We start from the raw sequence: 23,149 nt of genomic DNA on the forward strand, positions 1-23,149 counted from the left end.
CGAAGCGTTCCCAACTTTAGTAGCGAGTGATACCAATGACTTTGTTGCCTTGAAGGATATTGAGGCAGAGGATGAACAAAGCTACAAGCAAGCGTTTCTCAATGAGATATTCCACAAAAACCTATACCGCAAAATATCCAAGGAAGAAGCCTGTTTAATCCAGGGTTTTCCGAAAAATTTTATACTGCCGGAGTCACGGAGCCGATGGATGAAATTAGTAGGCAATAGTGTTTCAGTGCCTGTAATACAAATGCTGGTGCAAGCAATAATGGAGACGGGATGTTTTCACGATGGATAATCCCTAATTCTATAAGCTGGTTATATCAACCCAGCGTACAGAATGATTTTTGATACCATTGATAAACCCCATTGTTTTTACAAAAAACACCATGATTCGCCGTCAATTTTTGCAGTATCTAGGTTTGTTGGGGCTTTCACCAGGATTAATTTCCTGCTTTTCTTCCATTCCTGACACGCTTTACCCCTCATCGGATTTTGGTAATGTGACTTTGATGCACATGACCGATTGTCATGCCCAGTTATTGCCAGTTTATTACCGGGAGCCTTCGGTCAATATCGGCGTTGGCGGTTCTTATAGGCAACCTCCACACTTAGCAGGTAAGGAATTTCTGGGTTTTTTTGGCATTAAACCAGGGTCGCGGGAGGCTTATGCCTTTACGCATCTTGATTTTGCCGAAGCGGCGGCTGTTTACGGAAAAATGGGAGGGTTCGCGCATTTGGCGACGTTGATCAAACAGATCAAACAGTCCAGTCCGCACGGAAATTTTTTGTTATTAGACGGCGGCGATACTTGGCAGGGTTCGGCGACTTCATTGTGGACGCAAGGGGCAGACATGCTGGCGGCTTGCAATCTGTTGGGTGTCGATGTCATGACCGGACATTGGGAGTTTACTTATGGCAGCGCCCGGGTAAGTGCTAATCTCAAACGGTTTAACGGCGACTTCGTTGCCCAAAACGTGTCGCTTACCGAGGAAGCACAGTTTGCTTCCGGCGCGGAATCAGATTTGATTTTTCAGCCTTATGTGATTAAGCAATTCAACAATGCACGCATCGCCATCATTGGGCAAGCCTATCCGTATACGCCCATCGCCAATCCAAAACGACTGGTTCCCGAATGGCAGTTCGGTATTCAAGAGCAGCGGTTGCAAAAGACGGTTACTGAAATCCGGCAGCAAAAAAGTGCCGATGTGATTATCCTGCTCTCCCATAACGGCATGGATATCGATTTAAAGCTGGCATCCAGGGTGACGGGTATTGATGTGATCTTAGGAGGGCATACCCACGATGCCATCCCCAAACCGATATGGGTAAAAAATAGTGGCGGTAAAACTTGCGTGACCAATGCCGGAAGTCATGGCAAGTTTTTGGCGGTGTTGGATTTGGATATTAGGCAAAACCGCTTACGCGATTTGCGCTATCGCTTATTGCCGGTTTTTTCCAATCTGCTTGAGCCTGATGCAGAAATGCAGCGGTTAATCAATACGCTAAGAAAACCTTATCTGGAAAAACTACAGCAACCACTGGGCATTGCCGATAAGTTGTTATATCGGCGGGACACTTACAAAGGCACATTTGATCAACTGCTGTTGGATGCTTTGTTGTCGGTAAACGAGTCGCAGATTGCCTTGTCGCCCGGTTTTCGCTGGGGTACTACATTGTTGCCTGGACAAACCATTACCTACGAAGAGGTGATGAACCATACAGCAATTACTTATCCAAATACCTTGCGCCGCAACCTGGCTGGCAGTGAGATAAAAACCATCCTGGAAGACGTAGCTGATAATCTGTTCAATAGAGATCCATATTATCAACAAGGTGGTGATATGGTGAGGGCAGGGGGCATGACATTTTACTGTAAACCCAATGCTGATATTGGGCAAAGAATCAGCCAAATGCGCTTATGTAATGGTACTTTGCTAGATGCAAAAAAAGCTTATTCAGTGTCTAGCTGGGCATCGGTCAATCAAATAGCAGATGGAAGGCCAATGGTTGATGTGTTGGTGGATTATTTGAAGCAGCAATAATAAAGGATCTTGGAATTCGCATATATAAAATGCGGCTAATTCGGAGTTTTCTTTATCTTGGTTATCTGAGTATAACCGAGGATATTTGAAAGACCCTCTTACGGCATTGTAGTGCAACACGGCAAGAGGGATATCGTTTACTGTTAGTTTTTTGTAATCACGAGAACTTCAAGCGTTCCTCAAGACATCCCAAGTTTATTGGGAAGTTTTCTCGCCTTGCAAGGCTTCAAGCAATTGTTTTGCAGGCAAATACCCAGGATAAATATTGCCATTTTCGGTGACTATCATCGGCGTACCTTTTACTTCAAATTCGGCAGCCAATTGCATGTGTTTATCAACCGGATTAACACAGGTTTTCTTTTCCAGGCTGTGATCTTTTTTCGCTGCGGTTAAAGCTGCGTTGCGGTCTTTAGCGCACCAGACCGATACCGCTTTATCGTAGGAATCTGAACCTTTTCCGGCTCTTGGGAAGAACAGGTATTGAATCGTGATGCCTTCCGCTAGGTATTGGTCAATTTCGGAATGTAGTTTGCGGCAATAGCCGCAGTCGATGTCAGTGAAGATGGATACTTTGTATTTAGCTATTTTGGGTTTGAATACGATCATATTGTCCGTACCTATTCTTTCCAATGCCGCTTTACGAGTTGCCCCCAGTTTTTGTTCCGTTAAATCCGTACGGTTCGCCACATCAACCAAACGTCCTTGCAGCAAATACTTACCATCTTCAGATACGTAATAAATGCTAGAACCTAATACGACTTCATAAACACCTTTAATTTCAGAAGGCTTGATGGATTCGATTTTTGCGGTAGGCATGGATTTTCCCAATGCCTGCTTAATCGCGGCTTCGTCTGCGTTGGCAAAAGGAAGCATAAACATTGATAGCAATAATCCGGTGATCTGGGTGATTTTTTTCATGGGGGTTCTCTGGTAGAAGTGAAATGATTCGAGAGTAGGAGTTATCGGCTTATAATTCGTTCAGATGATGACAATAAAGTTTTGCTAATATGACCTAGATTTAAGTCCTTCGACAAGGCTCTTCTGGGTGTGTCGAAGGATTCAGGACGAACGGTAACTCATTCGAGGATTCTTTAATCAAACAAGCGCTGCACGTCAACAACCATAGCCGTCACCATCAGCAACATTAACAATGCCATACCAATTTGCTGGAAAAAAATCTGTGCTTTTTCTGAAACAGGACTGCCTTTGATAGCTTCTACGCCGAAAAATAGGAGATGACCGCCATCGAGCACAGGTATCGGCAATAAATTCAAAACGCCTAAGCTTACGCTGACCAACGCCATGAATCTAATGAAATAGACCAGCCCCATACTGGCTGATTGTCCTGCAATCTGGGCAATACTGATTGGGCCACTCAAATTTTTAACTGAAGCCTTGCCGATGAGCATTTTGCCCATCATCTTCAAGGTCGTAATGGAATAATCGTAGGTCGTTTTGAATGCTTCTGGAATGGCATCAAGTGGCGATAAAGAATATTCAACCGTCATGGATTTCATCAAGCCTTCCGGCATAACGACGGATGCGCCGATTTTACCTTCAGTTTTATCACCGGTTTGTTCGCTTTTTGGCGTTATCGGCAGGGTTAAGCGTGTTCCTTGGCGATCTACGATTACGCTGATTGTAATATCCGGGCATTTTTTTACATAATCTACCCATTGCATCCAATCGGCTATCGGTTTTCCGTCTGCGCTGATGATTAAATCGTCTTTTTTAAGACCAGCAGCCAAGGCTGCGCCATTGGGAAGTACTTCATTGATGATTGGTTTGATCTTCGGTGACCACGGCTTGAAACCTAAACGGTCGAAGAGCTTTTCGGAATCTTGCGCGTCACTTTCAGTAAAGGTAAGTACTCGCTCATTTTGTTCATCAGCAAGATTCTTTACCTTAACTTTGATGCTTGGATCGCCATCCATTGCAGAGGTAACAATAGTACCCATTGCCTCTGTCCAGGTTTTGGTGGCTTTGTCATTAACTGAGATAATTTCTTCGCCTTCCACAAAACCCGCTGCCGCAGCAAACGTGCCTTGTTTGACTTCACCTAATACAGGTTTCAGACCAGTTTCGCCCAACACCAGAACGCCCCAAAACAGAGCAATAGCTAACATCAAGTTGAATGCAGGGCCTGCTGCTACAATGGCAGTCCTGACCCATAATGATTGGCGGTTGAAGGCAAAAGGCAGGTCTTCGGCTTTAACCGAACCTTCCCGTTCATCAACCATCTTGACGTAGCCACCTAAGGGGATCGCTGATAAGACGTATTCGGTATCATTGGGCGTTTTTTGGTATGACCATAGCACTTTACCAAAACCTACGGAAAACCGTAATACCTTTACCCCTGTTTTACGCGCAACCCAGAAATGTCCGAATTCATGAAATGAAACCAGAATGCCTACGGCGACGATGAAAAAAAATACGGTGTGTAAAAAATCCATCAATTAACCATATCAGCAATAATCTGATTGGCAACCACTCTTGCTTGCTGGTCGTGATCCAAAATAACCGCCAAAGTGTCTGCCACTGCGACGGCAATAATATCCATACATTGCTCGATAATAACGGGAATATCGGTGAATTTGATGCGTCGATCCAAGAAGGCTTCAACGGCGATCTCGTTCGCGGCATTCAGCACGGCAGGCATGGTGCCTCCAGCATTAATCGCCTTATAAGCTAGGCGCAAGCAGGGAAAACGTTCCAGATTCGGTTCTTCAAAATCCATGCGGCGAACATCAAAGATATTGAGCGGCTTTGCTCCTGAATCAAAACGTTCCGGCCAAGCCATCGCATGAGCAATCGGAATTCGCATATCAGGATTGCCCATTTGTGCTAACACAGTGCCATCGACATAATCGACCATCGAATGAATCACGCTTTGCGGATGGATAACGACTTGTATCTGATCTGGCGACATGTTGAATAACAGGCAGGCTTCGATCATTTCCAAGCCTTTGTTCATCATGGTGGCTGAATCCACAGAGATTTTTTTGCCCATATCCCAGTTGGGGTGAGCGACTGCTTGTTCTGGCGTAACCTTTGCCATTTGTTCTATCGGCATTTCCCGAAAAGGGCCGCCTGATGCTGTCAATAAGATGCGTCTGACCTGCTTGCCCTCAGTGCCTGTTTTATAGTGAGCAGGCATACACTGGAAGATGGCGTTATGTTCGCTGTCTATGGGTAGTAAATGTGCGCCTGATGCCGTGACCGCATCCATGAAAATACCCCCAGACATCACCAAGGCTTCTTTATTGGCGAGCAAAACGGTTTTACCGACTTTAGCGGCGGCAAGGCTGGGCAACAATCCCGCCGCACCGACGATGGCTGCCATCACCGAATCCACTTCATCCAACGTAGCGACTTCTTCCAGTGCCTTAGTGCCTGTCAGTACCTTGATGTCGGCCACAACAGAATTGCTGATTTTATGTTGGAATTCTTTAGATTTTTCTTTATTTACGACAACGGCATACTCGGGATGATGCGTGAGGCATTGCTCGAATAGATCATCAATGTTTGTGTTTGCTGTTAACGCTACGATTTTGTAGAGGTGTGGATGCCGCGCGGCGACATCCAGGGTACTTACACCGATTGAACCAGTTGCGCCCAATATGCAGAGTCCCTTCATCCAGCCGCACCTGTTGCTTGAGCATCTTCAATTATTCTGTAAATCAGGTAGATACCCGCGTAGAAAAATGGCGCTGCTGCAATCAGGCTGTCCAGTCTATCAAGTATTCCACCATGACCAGGCAGTATGGAACCGCTTTCCTTCACGCCACTTTGGCGTTTGACCACACTAAAGAATAAGTCCCCAAATATTGAAATTAATACGGTTAATATTGACAGTAATACCACGTCAGAAGCGTTCATCAGCGGGAAGCTATAAATCAGGCATAATAAAATACCACAGACTAAACCAGCTAATAATGCGCCATAAAAACCCGCCATGGTTTTACCAGGACTAATTTCCGGTGCGAGCTTTGATTGACCAAACTTTTTCCCGACAAAAAAAGCGGCAATGTCTGCAGCCCAAATCAGCACTAAGAAATACATTGTCATTTCTGCGCCGTAAAGAATTCTTAAGCGGACAAAAAACAACCATGCCGACATTAAAACAAACCAACCTATTAATGCTTTGTTACGAGGCTTTAATTCCAACTGTAGTACACCTGTTGGTGAGTGCTTGATGAGTATCATAACCAACACCCAAAAAATCACCGGTGGAATAACTAACCACTCTAACGCCCCTGAATACAGCCTGACATCCGGTATATTAAGGTATTCCATGAACGTACTAATGGATGTCCAGCCAGCTTTTTTGACGTACTGATAAATGTCTTGTTGTCCGGTTTCGATGACATATTGCAAGCCTTCAAGGAATTGCGTCCAAAAATGTAACCATAGCATCGGCACAATAAGGCTTAGTAGAAACAAGTATTTCTTGTATGGCTGGTTGATTCCGATTAGATGACTCCATTCCCAAGCCGCCATCAGCATAATCAGGCCAAACACCAAAGAAAAATACTCCCCTGGTAACTGAAAAACTGCCATGACGACCAGAGGCACCAGAATGGCGGCGGTAATTACTCGCTGTAATAACATTTTTTTATTGTCTAGGGTTGAAATGAAGCTGATTTATTGAGTATTTGCTCACCAGTATGTCCAAAGCGCCTTTGGCGACCTTTAAAGCTATTGATGGCCTCGTTCAATGAATTCTGGTTAAAATCCGGCCAGAGTGTATCGGTGAAATAGAACTCTGCGTAAGCTAATTGCCATAATAAAAAATTACTGACTCTTTGTTCACCACCTGTGCGTATAAAAAGATCAGGATCCGGCAAACCAGCGGTAGATAAATGTTCACTAACTAATAGTGGGCTAATGGGTTGTTTGGTTAATTCTCCAGTCGCCATTTTATCGACGACTTTCTGAAACGCCTGAGCTATATCCCAATGTCCACCGTAGTTAGCGGCAATCACTAAGGTCAAGGCTTTATTGTCTTTTGTCCGTGCTTCGCCTTCTGTCATTATTTGTTGCAAGGTATCAGGGAATGCCGATCTATCGCCGATAAATCGCACACAAATATTATTTTTATCGAGTGTGCTGATTTCCCTTTTCAGCGTTTCAACAAACAACTTCATTAACAAGGAAACTTCTTCTTTAGGTCTACGCCAATTCTCGCTGCTGAACGCAAACAATGTTAATACTTCTATTCCCTTATTGGCACTGTGTTCAACAATTTTTCTGACCGCCTTAACGCCCGCTTGGTGACCGAATGCACGCGGCATAAAGCGTTTTTGCGCCCATCTGCCATTACCATCCATGATAATGGCGATATGGCGGGGCAACCCGTTTTGGGTTATAAAATCAGGGTTATCAGCAGCAGCCATTGACTAACTCATCATTAAATAGACAAAAGGTCGGCTTCTTTTGCTTCTAACAACTTCTCGACTTCTTTGACGTACTGATCGGTTAATTTTTGAATTTTTTCTTCACCGTTGTGTGCTTCATCTTCGGAGACAAGTTTTTCTTTGAGGGCATCTTTGATTTCCGCATTGGCATCACGGCGAATATTTCGGATCGCAACACGGCCATTCTCGGCTTCATTTTTAACGACTTTTACCAGAGTCCGGCGGCGTTCTTCAGTAAGCGAAGGTAATGGTATACGAATAACCATGCCATTTGTCGCAGGATTTAAACCCAAATCGGATTTTAATATAGCTTTTTCTATCGCCTGAACCATGGCCTTTTCCCAGGGTGTGATGGTCAATGTACGTGCATCTTCTACTGCGATATTAGCGACTTGCGACAAAGTCGATTCATTGCCGTAGTATGAGACGGTAATTTGATCCAGCAAACTGGGATGCGCCCGCCCCGTTCTGATTTTAGAAAACTCATGTTTCAGGGCTTCTATACTTTTGCCCATACGGGTTGCAGCACCCTGTTGAATATCACTAATCATATTACGTTCCTCGTTCAATAAGCGAACCTATCTCTTCGCCTAGCATCAATCTTTTTATAGCACCTGGTTCAAAAATATTCATGACCCGCATAGGGACATTATTGTCGCGACATAAAACTAACGCGGTTGTATCCATGACGTTAAGGCGTTGATCTAAAGCCTCATCATACGTTAAGTGCGGGTAAAAAATCGCATCTTTGACTTTTTCAGGATCGGCGGAATACACGCCTTTAACTTTAGTTGCTTTAATCATCAATTCCGCATTGATTTCGATAGCCCTAAGACTGGCTGCGGAATCGGTCGTAAAAAACGGGTTGCCTGTACCCGCCGCAAAAATGACCACCCGACCTTTTTCCAAATGTCGCACGGCTCGGCGACGGATGTAGTCTTCACATACCTGATTGATTTTCAACGCCGACATCACCCTGACTTGCTGACCCAAATGTTCAAGCGCATCTTGCATCGCCAAAGCGTTAATAACGGTTGCCAGCATACCCATTTGGTCGCCAGTTACGCGATCCAAACCTTCAGCGGCTTTTTGAGCACCACGTAAAATGTTGCCGCCGCCAATAACCAAGCCTACCTGAATACCCATGCCGCATAACTCTATGATTTCCAGAGCCAAACGTTTGAGTATATCGGCATCAATGCTACCGCCAGCTTCACTCATTAACGCTTCACCGCTCAATTTCAGCAATATTCTTTGGCAAATTGTATCTGTCATAACGTTTTTAGATGAGTGTTTGTAGTTAGGTTAACGTACTCAAGTGGGCAGATCATATTCTTACTTATAGCGATTTCATACCGGATTAAGTCAACTATCAGTCGCTATAGTTAGTCGGTTTTACCTTCACTGGCTCTTACTTGCTCCATCACTTCGTCGGCAAAATTGCCTTCTTTTTTCTCGATGCCTTCACCGACTTCAAAGCGGGTAAAACCGACGACTGAATTTCCTTTAGATGCCACTAATTTGGCGACTGTTAGCTTGTCGTCTTTAATAAATGGTTGGCCTAACAAGGTAATTTCACCAAAAAACTTACTGATGCGGCCTGTCACCATTTTTTCAATAATATCGGCGGGTTTGCCACTTTCCGCTGCTTGCGCCCGAAAAATTTCTTTTTCTTTTTCGATAGTTTCTGGTGAAACTTCGTCTTCGGATACACATATAGGCTTACTTGCAGCGATGTGCATGGCGATGTCTTTGCCTAGCTCAGGATCGGCTGCGGTCAACTCAATCATCACACCAATTTTGCTGCCATGTAGGTAACACGCTGTGCCACCGCTTGCGGTCTGGTATTTTTGAAAACGTCTGACGGTTATGTTTTCACCTAATTTAGCAATCAGACTCCTGCGTAATTCTTCAACCGTCTGTCCATCAGCTAACGGCATAGACGATAACTCATCGTCAGTCTTAACAGGCGCAGTCAACAAAGCGGTGGTGATACTGCCGACAAATTTAACGAAATCATCCGCCTTGGCAACAAAATCAGTTTCGCAGTTAACATCCGCCATAACGACTGTCTTGCCATCGTCACTGACTTTTACGCCAATAATGCCTTCTGCCGCTATACGACCTGATTTTTTATCCGCTTTGGCTAAGCCGGATTTACGCATATTTTCAATGGCTAATTCCATATCACCGTTAGTTTCAACCAAGGCTTTTTTGCATTCCATCATGCCGGAACCCGTGCGCTCACGCAGCTCCTTAACCATTACTGCACTAATTGTATTGCTCATGTTTGTAATCTCTCGTTATTCATCACTATAAAAACGCCCCCAAAAGGAGGCGTTTTGAACTACATATCACCAGTCGTTAAGTTGCGACCTAAATAAACCGCATTAGCAAAGCTTATTCTGCTACTGATTCTTCAACAAAATCATCGGCTTTAGCTGACAAACCCAAGCCTGCCGATTTAGCATCCATGACCGTTGCAGAAACGCTTTCACAATAGAGCTTTACCGCCCTGATTGAATCGTCGTTGCCAGGAATGATGTAATCAATGCCTTCTGGTGAATTGTTGGAATCAACAACGCCAACCACGGGGATGCCTAATTTTTTTGCTTCACTGATGGCGTTTTTTTCGTAACCGACATCCAGTACGAAAATGACATCAGGAACGCCTTTCATGTCTTTAATTCCGCCTAAGCTGCGTTCAAGTTTTTCCAGTTCGCGCTCCATGCCCAAAGCTTCTTTTTTGCCAAAGCGTTGGTATAAAGTGCCATCTGCCTTCATGGCTTCCAGTTCTTTAAGGCGGGTAATTGATTTTTTTATGGTTTTAAAATTGGTTAACATGCCGCCTAACCAGCGGTGATTAACATAAGGCATACCGCAACGCGCCGCTTCTTCAGCAACCAGTTTACGAGCTGCTTTTTTAGTACCAACCAAAAGCACAGTGCCTTTGTTTGCTGTTACTTGACCAAGATAGTTCATCGCGTCATTAAACATTGGAAGCGTTTTTTCCAAATTGATAATATGGATTTTGTTACGGGAACCGAACAGGTAATTAGCCATTTTAGGATTCCAATAACGGGTTTGGTGTCCAAAGTGGACGCCCGCTTCAAGCATTTGACGCATTGATACTGCTGACATTCATTACTCCTAAGATTATATTTCCGAAACCTTGATTTCGGGTTGGGTTAAGCCTCCGCTTATCCCGCCTGGTAACCAGCTTTAACTAAATGAAGCCAGCACCCTACCAAGCGTGACGATAGGCGTGAGTATTTGTTGTGTAAATCAACTCGTCTTTATACCATAATCAACTTTTTACAACAAGCCGAACTCTGTTAAAATCACAGATATTACATAGGCACAAGACAAAAGGCACAAGGTTAAAAACCTATGCAATTTGGACTTTTAGCCTTTTCTTTACGTCTTTTGCCTTGTATCTGTTATGTCTATCACCATTAAAACCGAAAGCGAAATTGAAAAAATGCGTGTCGCCGGAAAGCTGGCCGCCGAAGTCTTAGAAATGATTGAACCTCATGTTGTACCTGGGGTGACAACAGACGAGTTAAATACTATCTGTCATGACTACATCGTAAATACCCAAGGCACTATACCGGCTCCGCTTAATTATCGCGGCTTTCCGAAATCCATCTGCACATCTATCAATCATACGGTCTGCCACGGCATTCCCAGCGATAAAAAAATAAAATCCGGAGATATTATCAATGTCGATATTACCGTGATTAAAGACGGTTATCATGGTGATACCAGCAAAATGTTTTGCGTAGGTGAAGTTAGTCCGCACGCCAAACGGCTTATAAAAATCACCCAGGAAGCCATGTATCTCGGTATTAAACAAGTCAAACATGGCGCAACCTTAGGGGACATTGGCGAGGCAATACAACATTACGCCGAAAGTAACCGCTACTCGGTCGTTAGGGAATTTTGCGGACATGGCATCGGCAAAAACTTCCATGAAGATCCCCATGTCTTACATTACGGCAAAGCTGGCGAAGGCGAAGTGCTGGAAGCAGGCATGATAATTACGATTGAGCCTATGATTAACCTAGGCAAACGCCACGTTAAGGTCTTAGCGGACGGCTGGACGGCAGTCACTAAAGACCACAGCCTGTCTGCCCAATGGGAGCATACCGTTCTGGTTACCGAAAAAGGTTATGAAATCTTGACCTTACGGCAGGAAGAAATGGCTTTGGCATGAATAAAATGATCAGTTCCGACTGGCTGTCATTAAAAGAAAAGTTGCAAGAATTCAAGCAGCTTATTAAGCAAAATCATCTGGAACTGCAACAAAAATTTGACCCACATCTTTCGGTCAAAGATCTGCTCAATGAAAATTCTGATTTTATCGACGCAATATTAACCGCAAGTTGGCAACATTTTCTCGGTATCCAAGCCGACAATCTCTGCTTAATCGCTGTTGGCGGTTATGGTAGACGAGAGCTATTTCCGCATTCCGATATAGATATTGTCATCATTTTGGATGACAAGAATGTTTCCGTTTATCAGGAAATGATCACCCACTTCCTTACCTTCCTGTGGGATATTGGCTTAAAGCCTGGGCAAAGCGTACGTACGATTGAGCAATGCGTGGCGGCGGCATTAGACGACCAATCCATCATGACCAACATCATGGAAAATCGGCTGATTACGGGCAACACGATGCGTTACCAAACGCTGAAGAATGAAATAACGCCCGATAAAATATGGCCTTCTGACCAGTTTTTTGCCGCCAAAATGCTGGAGCAACAGCTACGCCACGCGAAATACCACGATACCGCTTACAACCTTGAACCCAATGTCAAGGAAGGGCCTGGTGGCTTACGCGATATGCAGGTTATAACCTGGGTATTTAAGCGCCAATACAACTCCAAAACCTTGCGGGAGTTGATTCAATACGGTTTTTTGCCGGAATCCGAATACAAGCAACTGATTTCCGGTCTGCACGTCTTGTGGCGGATTCGCTATGCCTTACACCTGCTTACAGGCCGCAGCGAAGACCGGTTGATTTTCGATTACCAGCGCGATCTCGCCCAACAATTCGGTTTCAGTACGGAAAACCAGAAATACAACGAAGATGTCGAGCAATTCATGCAGTTCTATTTCAAGACCATCTTGGAGCTACAACGCCTGAATGAAATGCTGCTGCAATTGTTTAATGAACGCTTTGTCCTGGGCGAATCCAGCAGGGCAGCCGAACCACTGAACGATCATTTTGTCGTCATCAACCATTACATAGAAGCCAAAGATGATAAGGTTTTTGAACGCCAACCCTTATCCTTGCTGGAAATCTTCCTCATCCTGCAAAAAAACACGACACTTAAGGGTGTCCGTGCTACGACGATCCGGCTGATCCGTAAAAACTTGTGCCTTATTGACGACAGTTTTCGTACAAACAAGGCCGCAAACTACTTATTTATGGAGATCTTCCGGCAACCACATGGCATTACAACCCAGCTTAGGCGAATGAACCGTTACGGCGTTTTGGCCGCTTATCTACCCTGTTTTGCCAACATCGTTGCCCGTATGCAATATGATTTGTTCCACATCTATACGGTGGATGAACACACGCTATTCGTTATCCGCAACTTACGGCGCTTTCTGCTCGACAAGCATAAGCATGAACTACCGTTCTGCAATGATGTGTTTTCCTTAATCAACAAGCAGGAAATCTTGTTTATTGCCGCGCTATTCCATGACATTGCCAAAGGGCTAAAAGGAGACCACTCGACGATTGGCGAAGATATAGCTAGGGATTTTTGCCGCCAACACGACTTTTCGGCGTATGACACTAAGCTCGTTACCTGGCTGGTACGCAACCATCTGGTGATGTCCATGACGGCGCAGCGCAAAGACATCAGCGACCCTGACGTAATCCATGAATTTGCCCAAAAAGTCGGCAGTATCGAATACCTTAACCATATCTACCTGCTAACTGTCGCCGACATCCGCGCAACCAACCCTGAGCTTTGGAATGCCTGGAAAGATTCGTTGCTTAAAGAGCTTTATTCGGCAACGCACAGCGCATTACGACGGGGTCTACAAAATCCACTCGCCTTAAAAGACCGCATCCTGGAACACAAAAAAGAAGCGCAAGATGCGCTGGTTGATCTCGGTTTTACTGAACCCGTGGTCGAGCAATTATGGCAACACGTCAGTGATGACTATTTCTTGCGTTATTCTAGCGACGAAATCATCTGGCAGTCATCAGCCATCGCATCGGTCAACGAGAAGGAATTACCTTTAGTCATCCTACGCTCACAAACCCGCAGAGGCAGCGCGGAAGTTTTTGTATATGCAAAAAATGTCGGCGCGGTGTTTTCGTTAAGTACAGCGACATTAGACCAATTGGGCTTGACCATTCTGGATGCCCGAATTATGACCACTGACGATGATTATGTGCTGAACACCTTTCAAGTACTTGAACAATCAGGCGAACCCATCAACGACAGCTACCGAATTAAGCATATCTGTGATGTCTTGAGGACAAATTTGCAGCAACAAAACGTTAAAGAGCAAAGAAATATCCATCGTCAATCCAGGCAAGCCAAGCACTTTCCTATCCCCACCAAAATCAAGTTCCACCCGGATCCGCTGAACAAACAAACTGTTCTCGAATTGATAACAACCGACCGGTCGGGATTGCTCTCCAAAATTGGTAGAGTATTTAACAGGCAGGATATCAATCTGCATAGCGCAAGAATCACCACGATAGGTAGCCGGGTCGAAGATATGTTCTATATCACTGACTTAAAGTTACAACCTATTTCTGACACAACAAAGCAAGAACGGCTGCGCCAAGAGTTACTCAATGTCCTAGACAATATCAAACCCAAAAAGACAGCAGCAGTTAAATAATAGGCTTCCCTCGCGCAAGTTTAGGTAACCGGCCTTCCAAACCCATTGCACTACGCATCACCTTATTTTTTGCAGGGAGAATCCGCTCAGCAAGCCCAAGACCTAAGTTCCGCAAAAATTTAACTGGCGGAATCTCATTGCTGAAAACCTGATAAAAAACATCCATGACCGTCATCATCTTCAGGTTTTCATTGCGGCGTATTTTCTCGTAACGCTTTAAAACCACCAGGTCACTGGGATCAAGCCCCTGCTTAACCGCGTCAACCAAAACTTCACCCAACGCAGCCGCATCCAGCAAGCCAATATTAACGCCCTGCCCAGCCAACGGATTAATCATGTGCGCGGCATCGCCCACCAACACTACGCCGGGTTTGACATAAGCTTGAGCATGTTGGCGCTTCAAAGGGAAACTTGCCGTCGCCAATACCTTTTTAACCTGCCCTAGAGCCTCTGGAAATGCCGCCATTAATTCGCTTTTTAGTTCATCCAGCGGAAGGGCTTTCAACCGGCTGACCTCATCCGGCGAGTGGTACCAGACAATAGAACCGTAATGTCCGGTTAATGGTAAAAATGCCTGCGGCCCTGTGGGTACAAACCGTTGCCAAGTAATATCCTGCTGGCCGTATTCTGTCTCGATATAAATAACCAATGCATGTTGCTTATAATCCCAACTAGTTACGCCCAAACCGACGGCTTGCCTGACCCTAGATTGCCCACCATCAGCAGCTACCAAAATTTTAGTCGATAACACCCTGCCATCATCAAAAACAATTTCCGTAGGCCAGCCAACGGAATACTGAATTTTATTGATGCTTACGGGCGATATAAGGCTTACATTGTCAAAATCAGACAGCCGATCCAGCAAAGCCAATTGAATCACCCGGTTTTCCACGATGTAACCCAATTGGGGGTAATTGATGTCATCGCTGCAAAATTCGGTATCCCCCGCCGTTTCCCAAACCCGCATACGGCGAAACGGACAAACCCTGCGGTTTTCTATGCCTTGCCAAGCCCCAACGGTTTCAAGGATTTTTTTGGACGCGATACTGAGTGCAGATACACGCAAATCATGCGGTTGCTCTGGAGAAAACGTAAGTGGCGGCGCATTCTCAATAACTGCTACCTGCAACCCACTGCCGCCCAGGCTACAAGCCACCGCAGCGCCCACCATTCCACCACCTACAATAATTACATCAAAACTCTGTTTCATAATTAACCAACAATATAATATGCTAATGCGAAATAATCACAACGTTTCAATACCACCGATCACTCAGCCAAAACAGAAATCAATCAGAGCGCAGTTGGAATTTTTTTTAGCTCCATTTAAGATATCACAAATTACTCATCAAAATTTAAAAGCAGCATTTCAGCAGCCAAGCTGTCTTGATGGTTTTTGATATCACAAACAACAAAAGACTGCGTGACAAAAAACCGTCAAATCTGTATGATTCAATGGTTTTGCCGCACTGCGGCCTTTGGAGAAAAGTTCGACACAGGTGCGGTTGAGGGTTTATAGGGAAAGTCTTAACCCTTAGATCAAACATACTTCAGAGGTGTCAATGAGTCAAAGTAATCTACCGTCCAGACAAGGTTTATATGATCCGCGCAACGAACATGATGCGTGCGGCGTGGGCTTTATCGTCCATATTAAAGGTCAAAAAAGCCATGCAATCGTGCGCCAAGGATTGGATTTACTTGAGAATTTAACCCATCGCGGAGCAGTCGGTGCTGATCCATGCGCAGGTGATGGCGCGGGAATCCTGTTACAAATCCCCGATGCTTTTTTTCAAGTTGAGTGCACCAATCTCGGAATCCCCCTCCCAGCAGCCGGAGATTATGCTGTCGGAATGGTATTTTTGCCGCGTAACGAAGCAGATCGCGCCATTTGTGAAACCTTATTGGCTCAGCTCGTTAACCAAGAAAAAGCTACCTTACTTGGTTGGCGTGATGTGCCAGTCGACAACAGCAGCCTGGGTTATTCTGTCAAACCTGTCGAACCCTTTATCCGACAAGTTTTTATTGGTCGAGGCGCAGATTGTGTCGATCAAGATGCCTTCGAGCGTAAGTTATTCGTCATTCGCAAACAAGTAGAAAATGCAGTCCGTGACTTGAAGCTGGACGGCGGCCACGCTTTCTACTTACCATCCTTATCCTCACGGACTATTGTTTACAAAGGGATGCTGCTTGCTAATCAAGTCGGCACCTTCTTTCCTGAGTTAAATGATGATCGCATTACCAGTGCATTAGCGTTAGTGCATCAACGTTTTTCCACCAACACCTTCCCAACTTGGGATTTGGCACATCCGTTCAGAATGATCGCCCATAATGGTGAGATCAACACGTTGACGGGCAATGTCAATGGCATGGCGGCGCGTCGCCATTCCATATCTTCTAAGGTGTTAGGCGACGATATTCACAAGCTTTGGCCTTTGATTGCGGAAGGCCAATCAGATTCGGCTTGTTTCGACAACGCACTCGAACTGTTGGTCGCTGGCGGTTATTCGATGGCACATGCCATGATGTTGCTGATTCCCGAAGCCTGGGCTGGCAACGATTTGATGGACGAGCAACAACGCGCCTTCTACGAATACAACGCCGCCCTGATGGAACCTTGGGATGGCCCTGCTGCTGTTGCTTTTACCGATGGGCGGCAAATCGGCGCAACCTTAGACCGTAATGGACTGAGACCCGCCCGCTATCTGGTTACTGATGACGATTTCGTTATTATGGCATCAGAAATGGGTGTTATCGAAGTACCGCAACACAAAATCATCAAAAAATGGCGTTTGCAACCCGGCAAAATGCTGTTGATCGACACCGAGCAAGGCCGGATTATCGACGATGCCGAAATTAAAGCCCAATTAGCCCAGTCACATCCTTATTCTGATTGGTTGAGCAAAACACAAATACATCTTGCTAAATTACCACCTGAAGTTGCGGCTATGGCACCTGATTCCAATACCTTACTGGACAGGCAACAAGCATTCGGTTATACCCAGGAAGACATTGAATTCCTAATCAAACCAATGGCGCAAACTGGCCAAGAAGCAATCAGTTCGATGGGAATTGATACGGCTCTGGCGGTATTATCAGACCGTCCACGTATGCTGTACGATTATTTCAAACAGGGTTTTGCACAGGTCACTAACCCCGCCATCGACCCTATTCGAGAAGAATTGGTGATGTCCCTGGTTTCTTTTATTGGCCCACGCCCCAACTTACTGGGTATTGATGAAGGCGGGACACACATGCGTCTTGAAGTCGAACAGCCGATTTTAACCAATCAGGATCTGGAAAAAATTCGCCGTATCGAAACACGGACGGACGGAGTGTTCAAGACCAAAACTTTAAGCCTATCTTATCCGACCGATTTGGGTTCAAGCGGCATGGAAGGCGCACTGGACAGGCTTTGTGTAGCGGCAAAACGCGCTGTGGAAGATGGCAATAACATCCTCGCGCTTTCAGACCGTGATATGGATTCAACCCATATAGCCATTCCCGCTTTGTTAGCCACTTCTGCTGTCCATCATTTTTTAACGCGTGAAGGTTTACGCACAAAAGTTGGTTTGGTGATTGAAACGGGTGAAGCACGGGAAGTCCAGCATTTTGCATTGCTCGCAGGTTATGGTGCAGAAGCAATCAACCCTTATCTAGCGTTTGATACCTTATCAAACTTATGTGAAAGCATAGCTGGTCTTAGCGAATACGAAGCGCATAAACGCTACGTCAAAGCCGTCTCCAAAGGTTTGCTCAAGGTAATGTCCAAAATGGGTATTTCTACTTACCAATCCTATTGCGGCGCTCAGGTTTTTAATGCGATTGGTTTGGCAGAACCCTTTTTGGAAAAATATTTCACTGGCACAACCAGCACCACCGAAGGCGCTGGTCTCGCAGAAATAAGCGAAGAAACCGTACGTCGTCATCGGCTTGCATTTGGCAACGCACCTTTGTTAAGAGATGCCCTGGATGTGGGCGGCGAGTACGCTTACCGGATTCGCGGTGAAGCCCATGCCTGGACACCGGCATCGATCAGCAAGCTACAACATGCCACGCGCAGCAACAGCCGTGAGTTGTTTGATGAATTCTGTAGCCTGATTGATGAGCAAAACGAAACACTACTGACGTTGCGCGGCTTAATGTCGTTCAATGAAGATGCCGACCCAATTCCATTAGAAGAAGTTGAACCCGCAGCCGCAATCGTCAAACGTTTTGCGACCGGTGCCATGTCATTTGGTTCGATTTCCTACGAGGCGCACACCAACTTAGCGATTGCCATGAACCGTATCGGTGGCAAATCGAATACAGGTGAAGGCGGGGAGTTGTCAGAACGCTTCAAACCTTTGGCGAATGGCGATTCCATGCGTTCAGCTATCAAACAGGTTGCGTCTGGTCGTTTTGGTGTGACCACCGAATATCTGGTCAATGCCGATGACATCCAGATAAAAATCAGCCAAGGCGCGAAGCCGGGTGAAGGTGGACAATTACCAGGACACAAAGTGGATGCCGTAATCGCTAAAGTGCGCCATTCCACGCAAGGTGTTGGTTTAATTTCACCGCCACCGCACCATGATATCTACTCGATTGAAGATCTGGCGCAGTTAATCCACGACTTAAAAAATGTTAACCCTAAAGCCAGAATCAGCGTCAAACTGGTGTCTGAAGTGGGTGTTGGCACGGTGGCGGCAGGCGTATCCAAAGCCCATGCCGATCATGTGACTATTGCAGGTTATGATGGCGGTACCGGCGCAAGCCCGATGACCTCCATTAAACATGCAGGCTTACCTTGGGAAATTGGCCTTGCCGAAACCCATCAAACCTTAGTGCTTAACCAGCTTCGCGGACGTATAGCCGTGCAAGTTGATGGCGGTTTGCGTACAGGGCGAGATGTTATCATTGGTGCCTTATTGGGTGCTGACGAGTTCGGTTTTGCAACCGCGCCTTTGATCGTTTCTGGCTGTATCATGATGCGTAAATGCCATTTGAATACCTGCCCAGTCGGCGTTGCCACGCAAGATCCAGAACTGAGGAAACGCTTTACTGGACAACCAGAGCATGTGGTCAATTATTTCTTCCTGGTCGCCGAAGATGTCCGCCGCTGGATGGCGAAACTGGGTTTCCGTACCATCAACGAAATGATTGGCCGTTCCGATAAGCTCAATATGCAACCCGCACTTGCCCATTGGAAATCCCAAGGGTTGGATTTCAGCCGGATTTTTTACAAGCCAACTGTTGCTGAAAACACGGCAGTTTTCCAATGCGAAGCTCAAGATCATGGCTTGGAAAAGGCTTTAGACCATGAATTGATTAAACAGGCACAACCTGCTTTGGAACACGGAAAACCCGTTCAGATCAACATTCCTATTCGTAACGTCAACCGCACGTTTGGCGCGATGTTGTCAGGTGAAGTCGCCAAACGCTATGGGCATAAAGGCTTGCCTGATGACAATATCGCTATTCACGTCAAAGGTACTGCCGGACAAAGTTTCGGTGCGTTTTTGGCACAAGGCATCAGTATCGAACTGGAAGGCGACGGGAATGATTACGTAGGCAAAGGCATGAGCGGTGGACGTATTGCCATCATGCCACCGAAAGAATGCAAAATTAATCCCGCTGAAAATATCATAGTCGGCAACACCGTTTTATACGGCGCAATCAGCGGAGAATGCTATTTTAATGGCATTGCTGGGGAACGCTTTGCCGTCCGCAACTCCGGCGCTATCGCTGTCGTAGAAGGCGTGGGCGATCATGGCTGTGAATACATGACGGGTGGTGTAGTCGTCGTGCTTGGTCAAACCGGACGCAATTTTGCTGCGGGTATGTCTGGTGGCGTGGCATACGTGCTGGATGAAATCGGCGATTTCAGCAGACGTTGCAATATGGCGATGGTCGAACTCGAACCCATTCCCGCAGAAGACGAAACTCTGGAAACCATTGCCCATCAAGGCGGCGATATGGAAACGCATGGTCGCGTCCATATCATGTCAGATATGACCCGTAATGACGCGCAACGACTGAAACGCTTGATACAAAACCACAAACACTATACAGGTAGCCAGCGCGCTGGGCATATCCTGGAAAACTGGGATGTCTATTTGCCGCGTTTTGTCAAAGTCATGCCGGTCGATTACCGCGAAGCGCTCAAGCAAATCCAGGTATTGCAAATATCTGCAACCGCATAAAAATTTAAGTAGAAGGTATTTAAGATGGGTAAACCAACCGGGTTTATGGAAATTCCACGCGCTGAACGACGCTATAAGCCAGCGAGCGAGCGTATTCAGCATTATCGGGAATTCACACTCGTCCCTAGCGATGCGGAAATGTCCCAGCAAGGCGCGCGCTGTATGGATTGCGGCATTCCTTATTGCCATAATGGCTGCCCCGTCAACAACATCATCCCGGACTGGAATGAAATGGTGCATCGGGGCGATTGGCAACATGCCTTGGCCATTTTGCACAGCACGAATAACTTCCCCGAATTTACTGGCCGGATTTGCCCTGCACCTTGCGAAGCTGCGTGTACGCTTAACCTGAATGACCAACCCGTCACTATCAAGTCGATTGAATGTGCCATTATCGACAAAGGTTGGGAAATGGGCTGGGTTAAACCGCAAATTCCTTTGCATAAGACTGGCAAAAGAATTGCCGTTATTGGTTCAGGCCCGTCAGGTATGGCTTGTGCCCAACAACTTGCCCGTGCTGGTCATGATGTGGTCATCTATGAAAAAAATGACCGCATCGGTGGTTTGTTACGTTATGGCATACCCGATTTTAAGATGGAAAAACATCTTATCGACAAACGCATCGCCCAAATGCAAGCTGAAGGCGTTAAATTCAGGCCAAACAGCCATATTGGCGGGAACATATCTGCAAAAGCACTGCTCGCTGACTATGATGCAGTCGTTCTGGCGGTAGGCTCCGAAAAACCCCGTGATTTAGAAGTATCTGGTCGCAATGAATTGGATGGTATTCATTACGCTATGGATTTCCTTCGCCAACAAAACAAGCGCAATGCTGGCGACGTTATTCCCGAAGATATAGCTATCAGTGCGAAAGGTAAGCACGTTGTAGTTATTGGTGGTGGAGATACGGGTTCTGACTGTATCGGCACGTCTATTAGACAAGGTGCAACATCTGTCACGCAGATAGAAATCCTCCCTAAGCCGCCCGAAAAAGAAAATAAACTGATGACGTGGCCTTTATGGCCCAACAAATTTCGCACCTCGTCTTCACAGGAAGAAGGATGCGACCGCCATTGGAGCGTCAACACGAAAAGCGTTACTGGCGAAGACGGTAAAGTAACCCACCTAAACGCTATTCAAGTCGAATGGAAACAAGAAGCCGGTCAATGGAAAATGGGCGAAGCACCTGACAGCGCATTTACCTTACAAGCCGATTTGGTACTTTTGGCTATGGGATTTGTCCATCCCATACATGATGGCTTATTACAAGAATTAGGCGTAGAACGCGACCCTCGCGGAAACATTAAAGCCAATGAAAAACAATACCAAACCTCAATAGACAAAGTCTTCGCCGCCGGCGACGGACGACGCGGACAATCCTTGGTGGTATGGGCAATCCGTGAAGGTAGGCAAGCCGCCCGTGCGGTGGATGAATATTTGATGGGCTATTCGGAATTGCCTAGATAATAAGCACGTCAATAAATACCCCTTTAGTTCTGGGACAATGCTGATTTAGTTCCTTCTCCCTTGAGGGAGAAGGTTAGGATGAGGGGGATATAAATAATCCATGCCAGAACTACCCGAAGTCGAAACCACAGCCTGTGGTATCGCGCCACATATTGAAGGGCAGACAGTCAACCAGGTTATTGTCCGACAACCGCAACTCCGCTGGCCAGTACCGGAAACACTGAATGAAACCTTAGCGGGTATCAGGATTAATTCAGTCTTCAGAAGAGCTAAATACCTGCTTTTCACGACGGATATAGGCACAGTAATCGTGCATTTAGGCATGTCTGGCAGCTTGCGGATATTGCCAAAAGATAAATCCGCCGATAAACATGACCACATCGACTTCCTCTTTAACAACGGCACGGTGCTGCGTTATAACGACCCACGCCGCTTCGGATCAGTGTTATGGACAAAATCTCCCGCAGCAGAACACAACTTACTCAAAGACTTAGGTCCAGAACCACTATTATCTGAATTTGACGGTAAGTATCTTTACCAACAATCCAGAAATCGCAAATCTCCCGCCAAGTCATTCATCATGGATAGCCATATTGTCGTCGGAGTTGGCAATATCTACGCAAATGAAGCCTTATACATGGCAGGCATACACCCCGCACGCCACGCCGGAAAAATCTCTTTAGTACGTTATCAACACCTTGCCGACTGTATCAAAACCGTATTACAAGATGCCATTCAACAAGGCGGGACAACGCTACGAAATTTTGTCAATGAAGCCGGAAATCCCGGCTATTTCAAGCAGCAGTTACGAGTGTATGGTCGTGGCGGTCACCATTGTGTCCACTGTTTGCGATTGCTTACGCAAATAAGGATTGCCAACCGCTCTACGGTGTTCTGTAGTCATTGCCAAAAGTGAAGATCCGCAATTACCCATAATTAACTGACCTTGACCCTGAACTAGCCAGTTTGATTATGACTAGCCCGTGTGTTCCACAAAGGTGTCAAAGCCATCACCGATGATTTGGTTTAATTAAATCGAGACCTTTGCACGCCCCCAAGCCCCAAAACGGGTAAAATAGACCTTTATTCAAGACCGAGCAACAGCCTATGTCCTGGAAGAACCTAGCCAGTTTAAGCGACGCCCTTGTCAAGCACCATGTAGCCT

Annotated in this window: 17 protein-coding genes; 7 read left to right on the plus strand and 10 right to left on the minus strand. The window is 45.9% G+C overall.

What is annotated here, in order from left to right; translation table 11 throughout:
* Both ABL924_RS12490 and soxB read left to right on the plus strand, forming a co-directional pair.
* Window positions 1-298, plus strand: a 298-nt coding sequence (locus tag ABL924_RS12490; protein WP_349027424.1) for a DNA cytosine methyltransferase, incomplete at its 5' end; no start/stop codon positions are given.
* Window positions 299-389: 91 nt separating this feature from the next.
* Window positions 390-2,045 carry a thiosulfohydrolase SoxB gene (gene soxB / locus ABL924_RS12495; RefSeq protein WP_349027425.1) on the plus strand — a complete coding sequence of 552 codons (1,656 nt, stop codon included), beginning with the start codon at window positions 390-392 and terminating at the stop codon, window positions 2,043-2,045.
* Between the two features lie 195 nt (window positions 2,046-2,240).
* Here the strand turns inward: soxB and ABL924_RS12500 are convergent, their stop codons facing one another.
* The 9 genes from ABL924_RS12500 to rpsB form a co-directional block, all read right to left on the minus strand.
* Window positions 2,241-2,963: a DsbC family protein gene (locus ABL924_RS12500; RefSeq protein ID WP_349027426.1), complete on the minus strand. Its 723-nt coding sequence runs from the start codon at window positions 2,961-2,963 to the stop codon at window positions 2,241-2,243.
* A 173-nt stretch (window positions 2,964-3,136) separates the two neighbouring features.
* On the minus strand, window positions 3,137-4,498 hold the full coding sequence (gene rseP, locus ABL924_RS12505; RefSeq protein WP_349027427.1) for an RIP metalloprotease RseP: 1,362 nt from the start codon (window positions 4,496-4,498) through the stop codon (window positions 3,137-3,139).
* Window positions 4,498-5,682, minus strand: a complete 1,185-nt coding sequence (ispC, locus tag ABL924_RS12510) for a 1-deoxy-D-xylulose-5-phosphate reductoisomerase (protein WP_349027428.1) — start codon at window positions 5,680-5,682, stop codon at window positions 4,498-4,500. The genes rseP and ispC overlap by 1 nt, the downstream gene beginning before the upstream one ends.
* Window positions 5,679-6,656, minus strand: a complete 978-nt coding sequence (locus ABL924_RS12515) for a phosphatidate cytidylyltransferase (protein ID WP_349027429.1) — start codon at window positions 6,654-6,656, stop codon at window positions 5,679-5,681. Before ABL924_RS12515 ends, ispC begins: the two co-directional genes overlap by 4 nt.
* 11 nt (window positions 6,657-6,667) lie before the next feature.
* Window positions 6,668-7,441 (minus strand): isoprenyl transferase, encoded by a 774-nt coding sequence (locus ABL924_RS12520; RefSeq protein WP_349027430.1) that lies wholly within the window; start codon window positions 7,439-7,441, stop codon window positions 6,668-6,670.
* Between the two features lie 14 nt (window positions 7,442-7,455).
* A complete protein-coding gene (gene frr, locus ABL924_RS12525) occupies window positions 7,456-8,013 on the minus strand; it encodes a ribosome recycling factor (protein ID WP_349027431.1) in 558 nt (185 codons plus the stop codon).
* A 1-nt stretch (window position 8,014) separates the two neighbouring features.
* Window positions 8,015-8,737 carry a UMP kinase gene (pyrH, locus tag ABL924_RS12530; RefSeq protein ID WP_349027432.1) on the minus strand — a complete coding sequence of 241 codons (723 nt, stop codon included), beginning with the start codon at window positions 8,735-8,737 and terminating at the stop codon, window positions 8,015-8,017.
* A gap of 110 nt (window positions 8,738-8,847) precedes the next feature.
* A complete protein-coding gene (gene tsf, locus ABL924_RS12535) occupies window positions 8,848-9,750 on the minus strand; it encodes a translation elongation factor Ts (RefSeq protein ID WP_349027433.1) in 903 nt (300 codons plus the stop codon).
* A gap of 112 nt (window positions 9,751-9,862) precedes the next feature.
* Window positions 9,863-10,603 (minus strand): 30S ribosomal protein S2, encoded by a 741-nt coding sequence (gene rpsB, locus ABL924_RS12540; RefSeq protein ID WP_349027434.1) that lies wholly within the window; start codon window positions 10,601-10,603, stop codon window positions 9,863-9,865.
* A 301-nt stretch (window positions 10,604-10,904) separates the two neighbouring features.
* Between rpsB and map the strand changes: the two genes are divergently transcribed.
* Together map and glnD are read left to right on the plus strand one after the other, a co-directional pair.
* A complete protein-coding gene (map, locus tag ABL924_RS12545; RefSeq protein ID WP_349027435.1) occupies window positions 10,905-11,678 on the plus strand; it encodes a type I methionyl aminopeptidase in 774 nt (257 codons plus the stop codon).
* Window positions 11,675-14,335 carry a [protein-PII] uridylyltransferase gene (gene glnD, locus ABL924_RS12550; RefSeq protein ID WP_349027436.1) on the plus strand — a complete coding sequence of 887 codons (2,661 nt, stop codon included), beginning with the start codon at window positions 11,675-11,677 and terminating at the stop codon, window positions 14,333-14,335. The genes map and glnD overlap by 4 nt, the downstream gene beginning before the upstream one ends.
* Here the strand turns inward: glnD and ABL924_RS12555 are convergent.
* Entirely contained in the window at window positions 14,328-15,545 is a 1,218-nt protein-coding gene (locus tag ABL924_RS12555) for a UbiH/UbiF/VisC/COQ6 family ubiquinone biosynthesis hydroxylase (protein WP_349027437.1), read from the minus strand. The two genes, glnD and ABL924_RS12555, sit on opposite strands and share 8 nt — an antisense overlap.
* Before the next feature lie 352 nt (window positions 15,546-15,897).
* Here ABL924_RS12555 and gltB point away from each other — a divergent pair, with 352 nt between their 5' ends.
* From gltB to mutM, 3 genes are all read left to right on the plus strand, one after another.
* Complete coding sequence (gene gltB, locus ABL924_RS12560) at window positions 15,898-20,517, plus strand: glutamate synthase large subunit (protein ID WP_349027438.1); 4,620 nt, start codon at window positions 15,898-15,900, stop codon at window positions 20,515-20,517.
* 24 nt (window positions 20,518-20,541) lie between these two features.
* Window positions 20,542-21,984: a glutamate synthase subunit beta gene (locus ABL924_RS12565; protein ID WP_349027439.1), complete on the plus strand. Its 1,443-nt coding sequence runs from the start codon at window positions 20,542-20,544 to the stop codon at window positions 21,982-21,984.
* Window positions 21,985-22,084: 100 nt separating this feature from the next.
* Entirely contained in the window at window positions 22,085-22,900 is an 816-nt protein-coding gene (mutM, locus tag ABL924_RS12570; RefSeq protein WP_349027440.1) for a bifunctional DNA-formamidopyrimidine glycosylase/DNA-(apurinic or apyrimidinic site) lyase, read from the plus strand.
* Window positions 22,901-23,149 lie beyond the last annotated feature (249 nt).

This window comes from Methyloglobulus sp. (assembly GCF_040079455.1).
Classification (GTDB): Bacteria; Pseudomonadota; Gammaproteobacteria; order Methylococcales; family Methylomonadaceae; genus Methyloglobulus.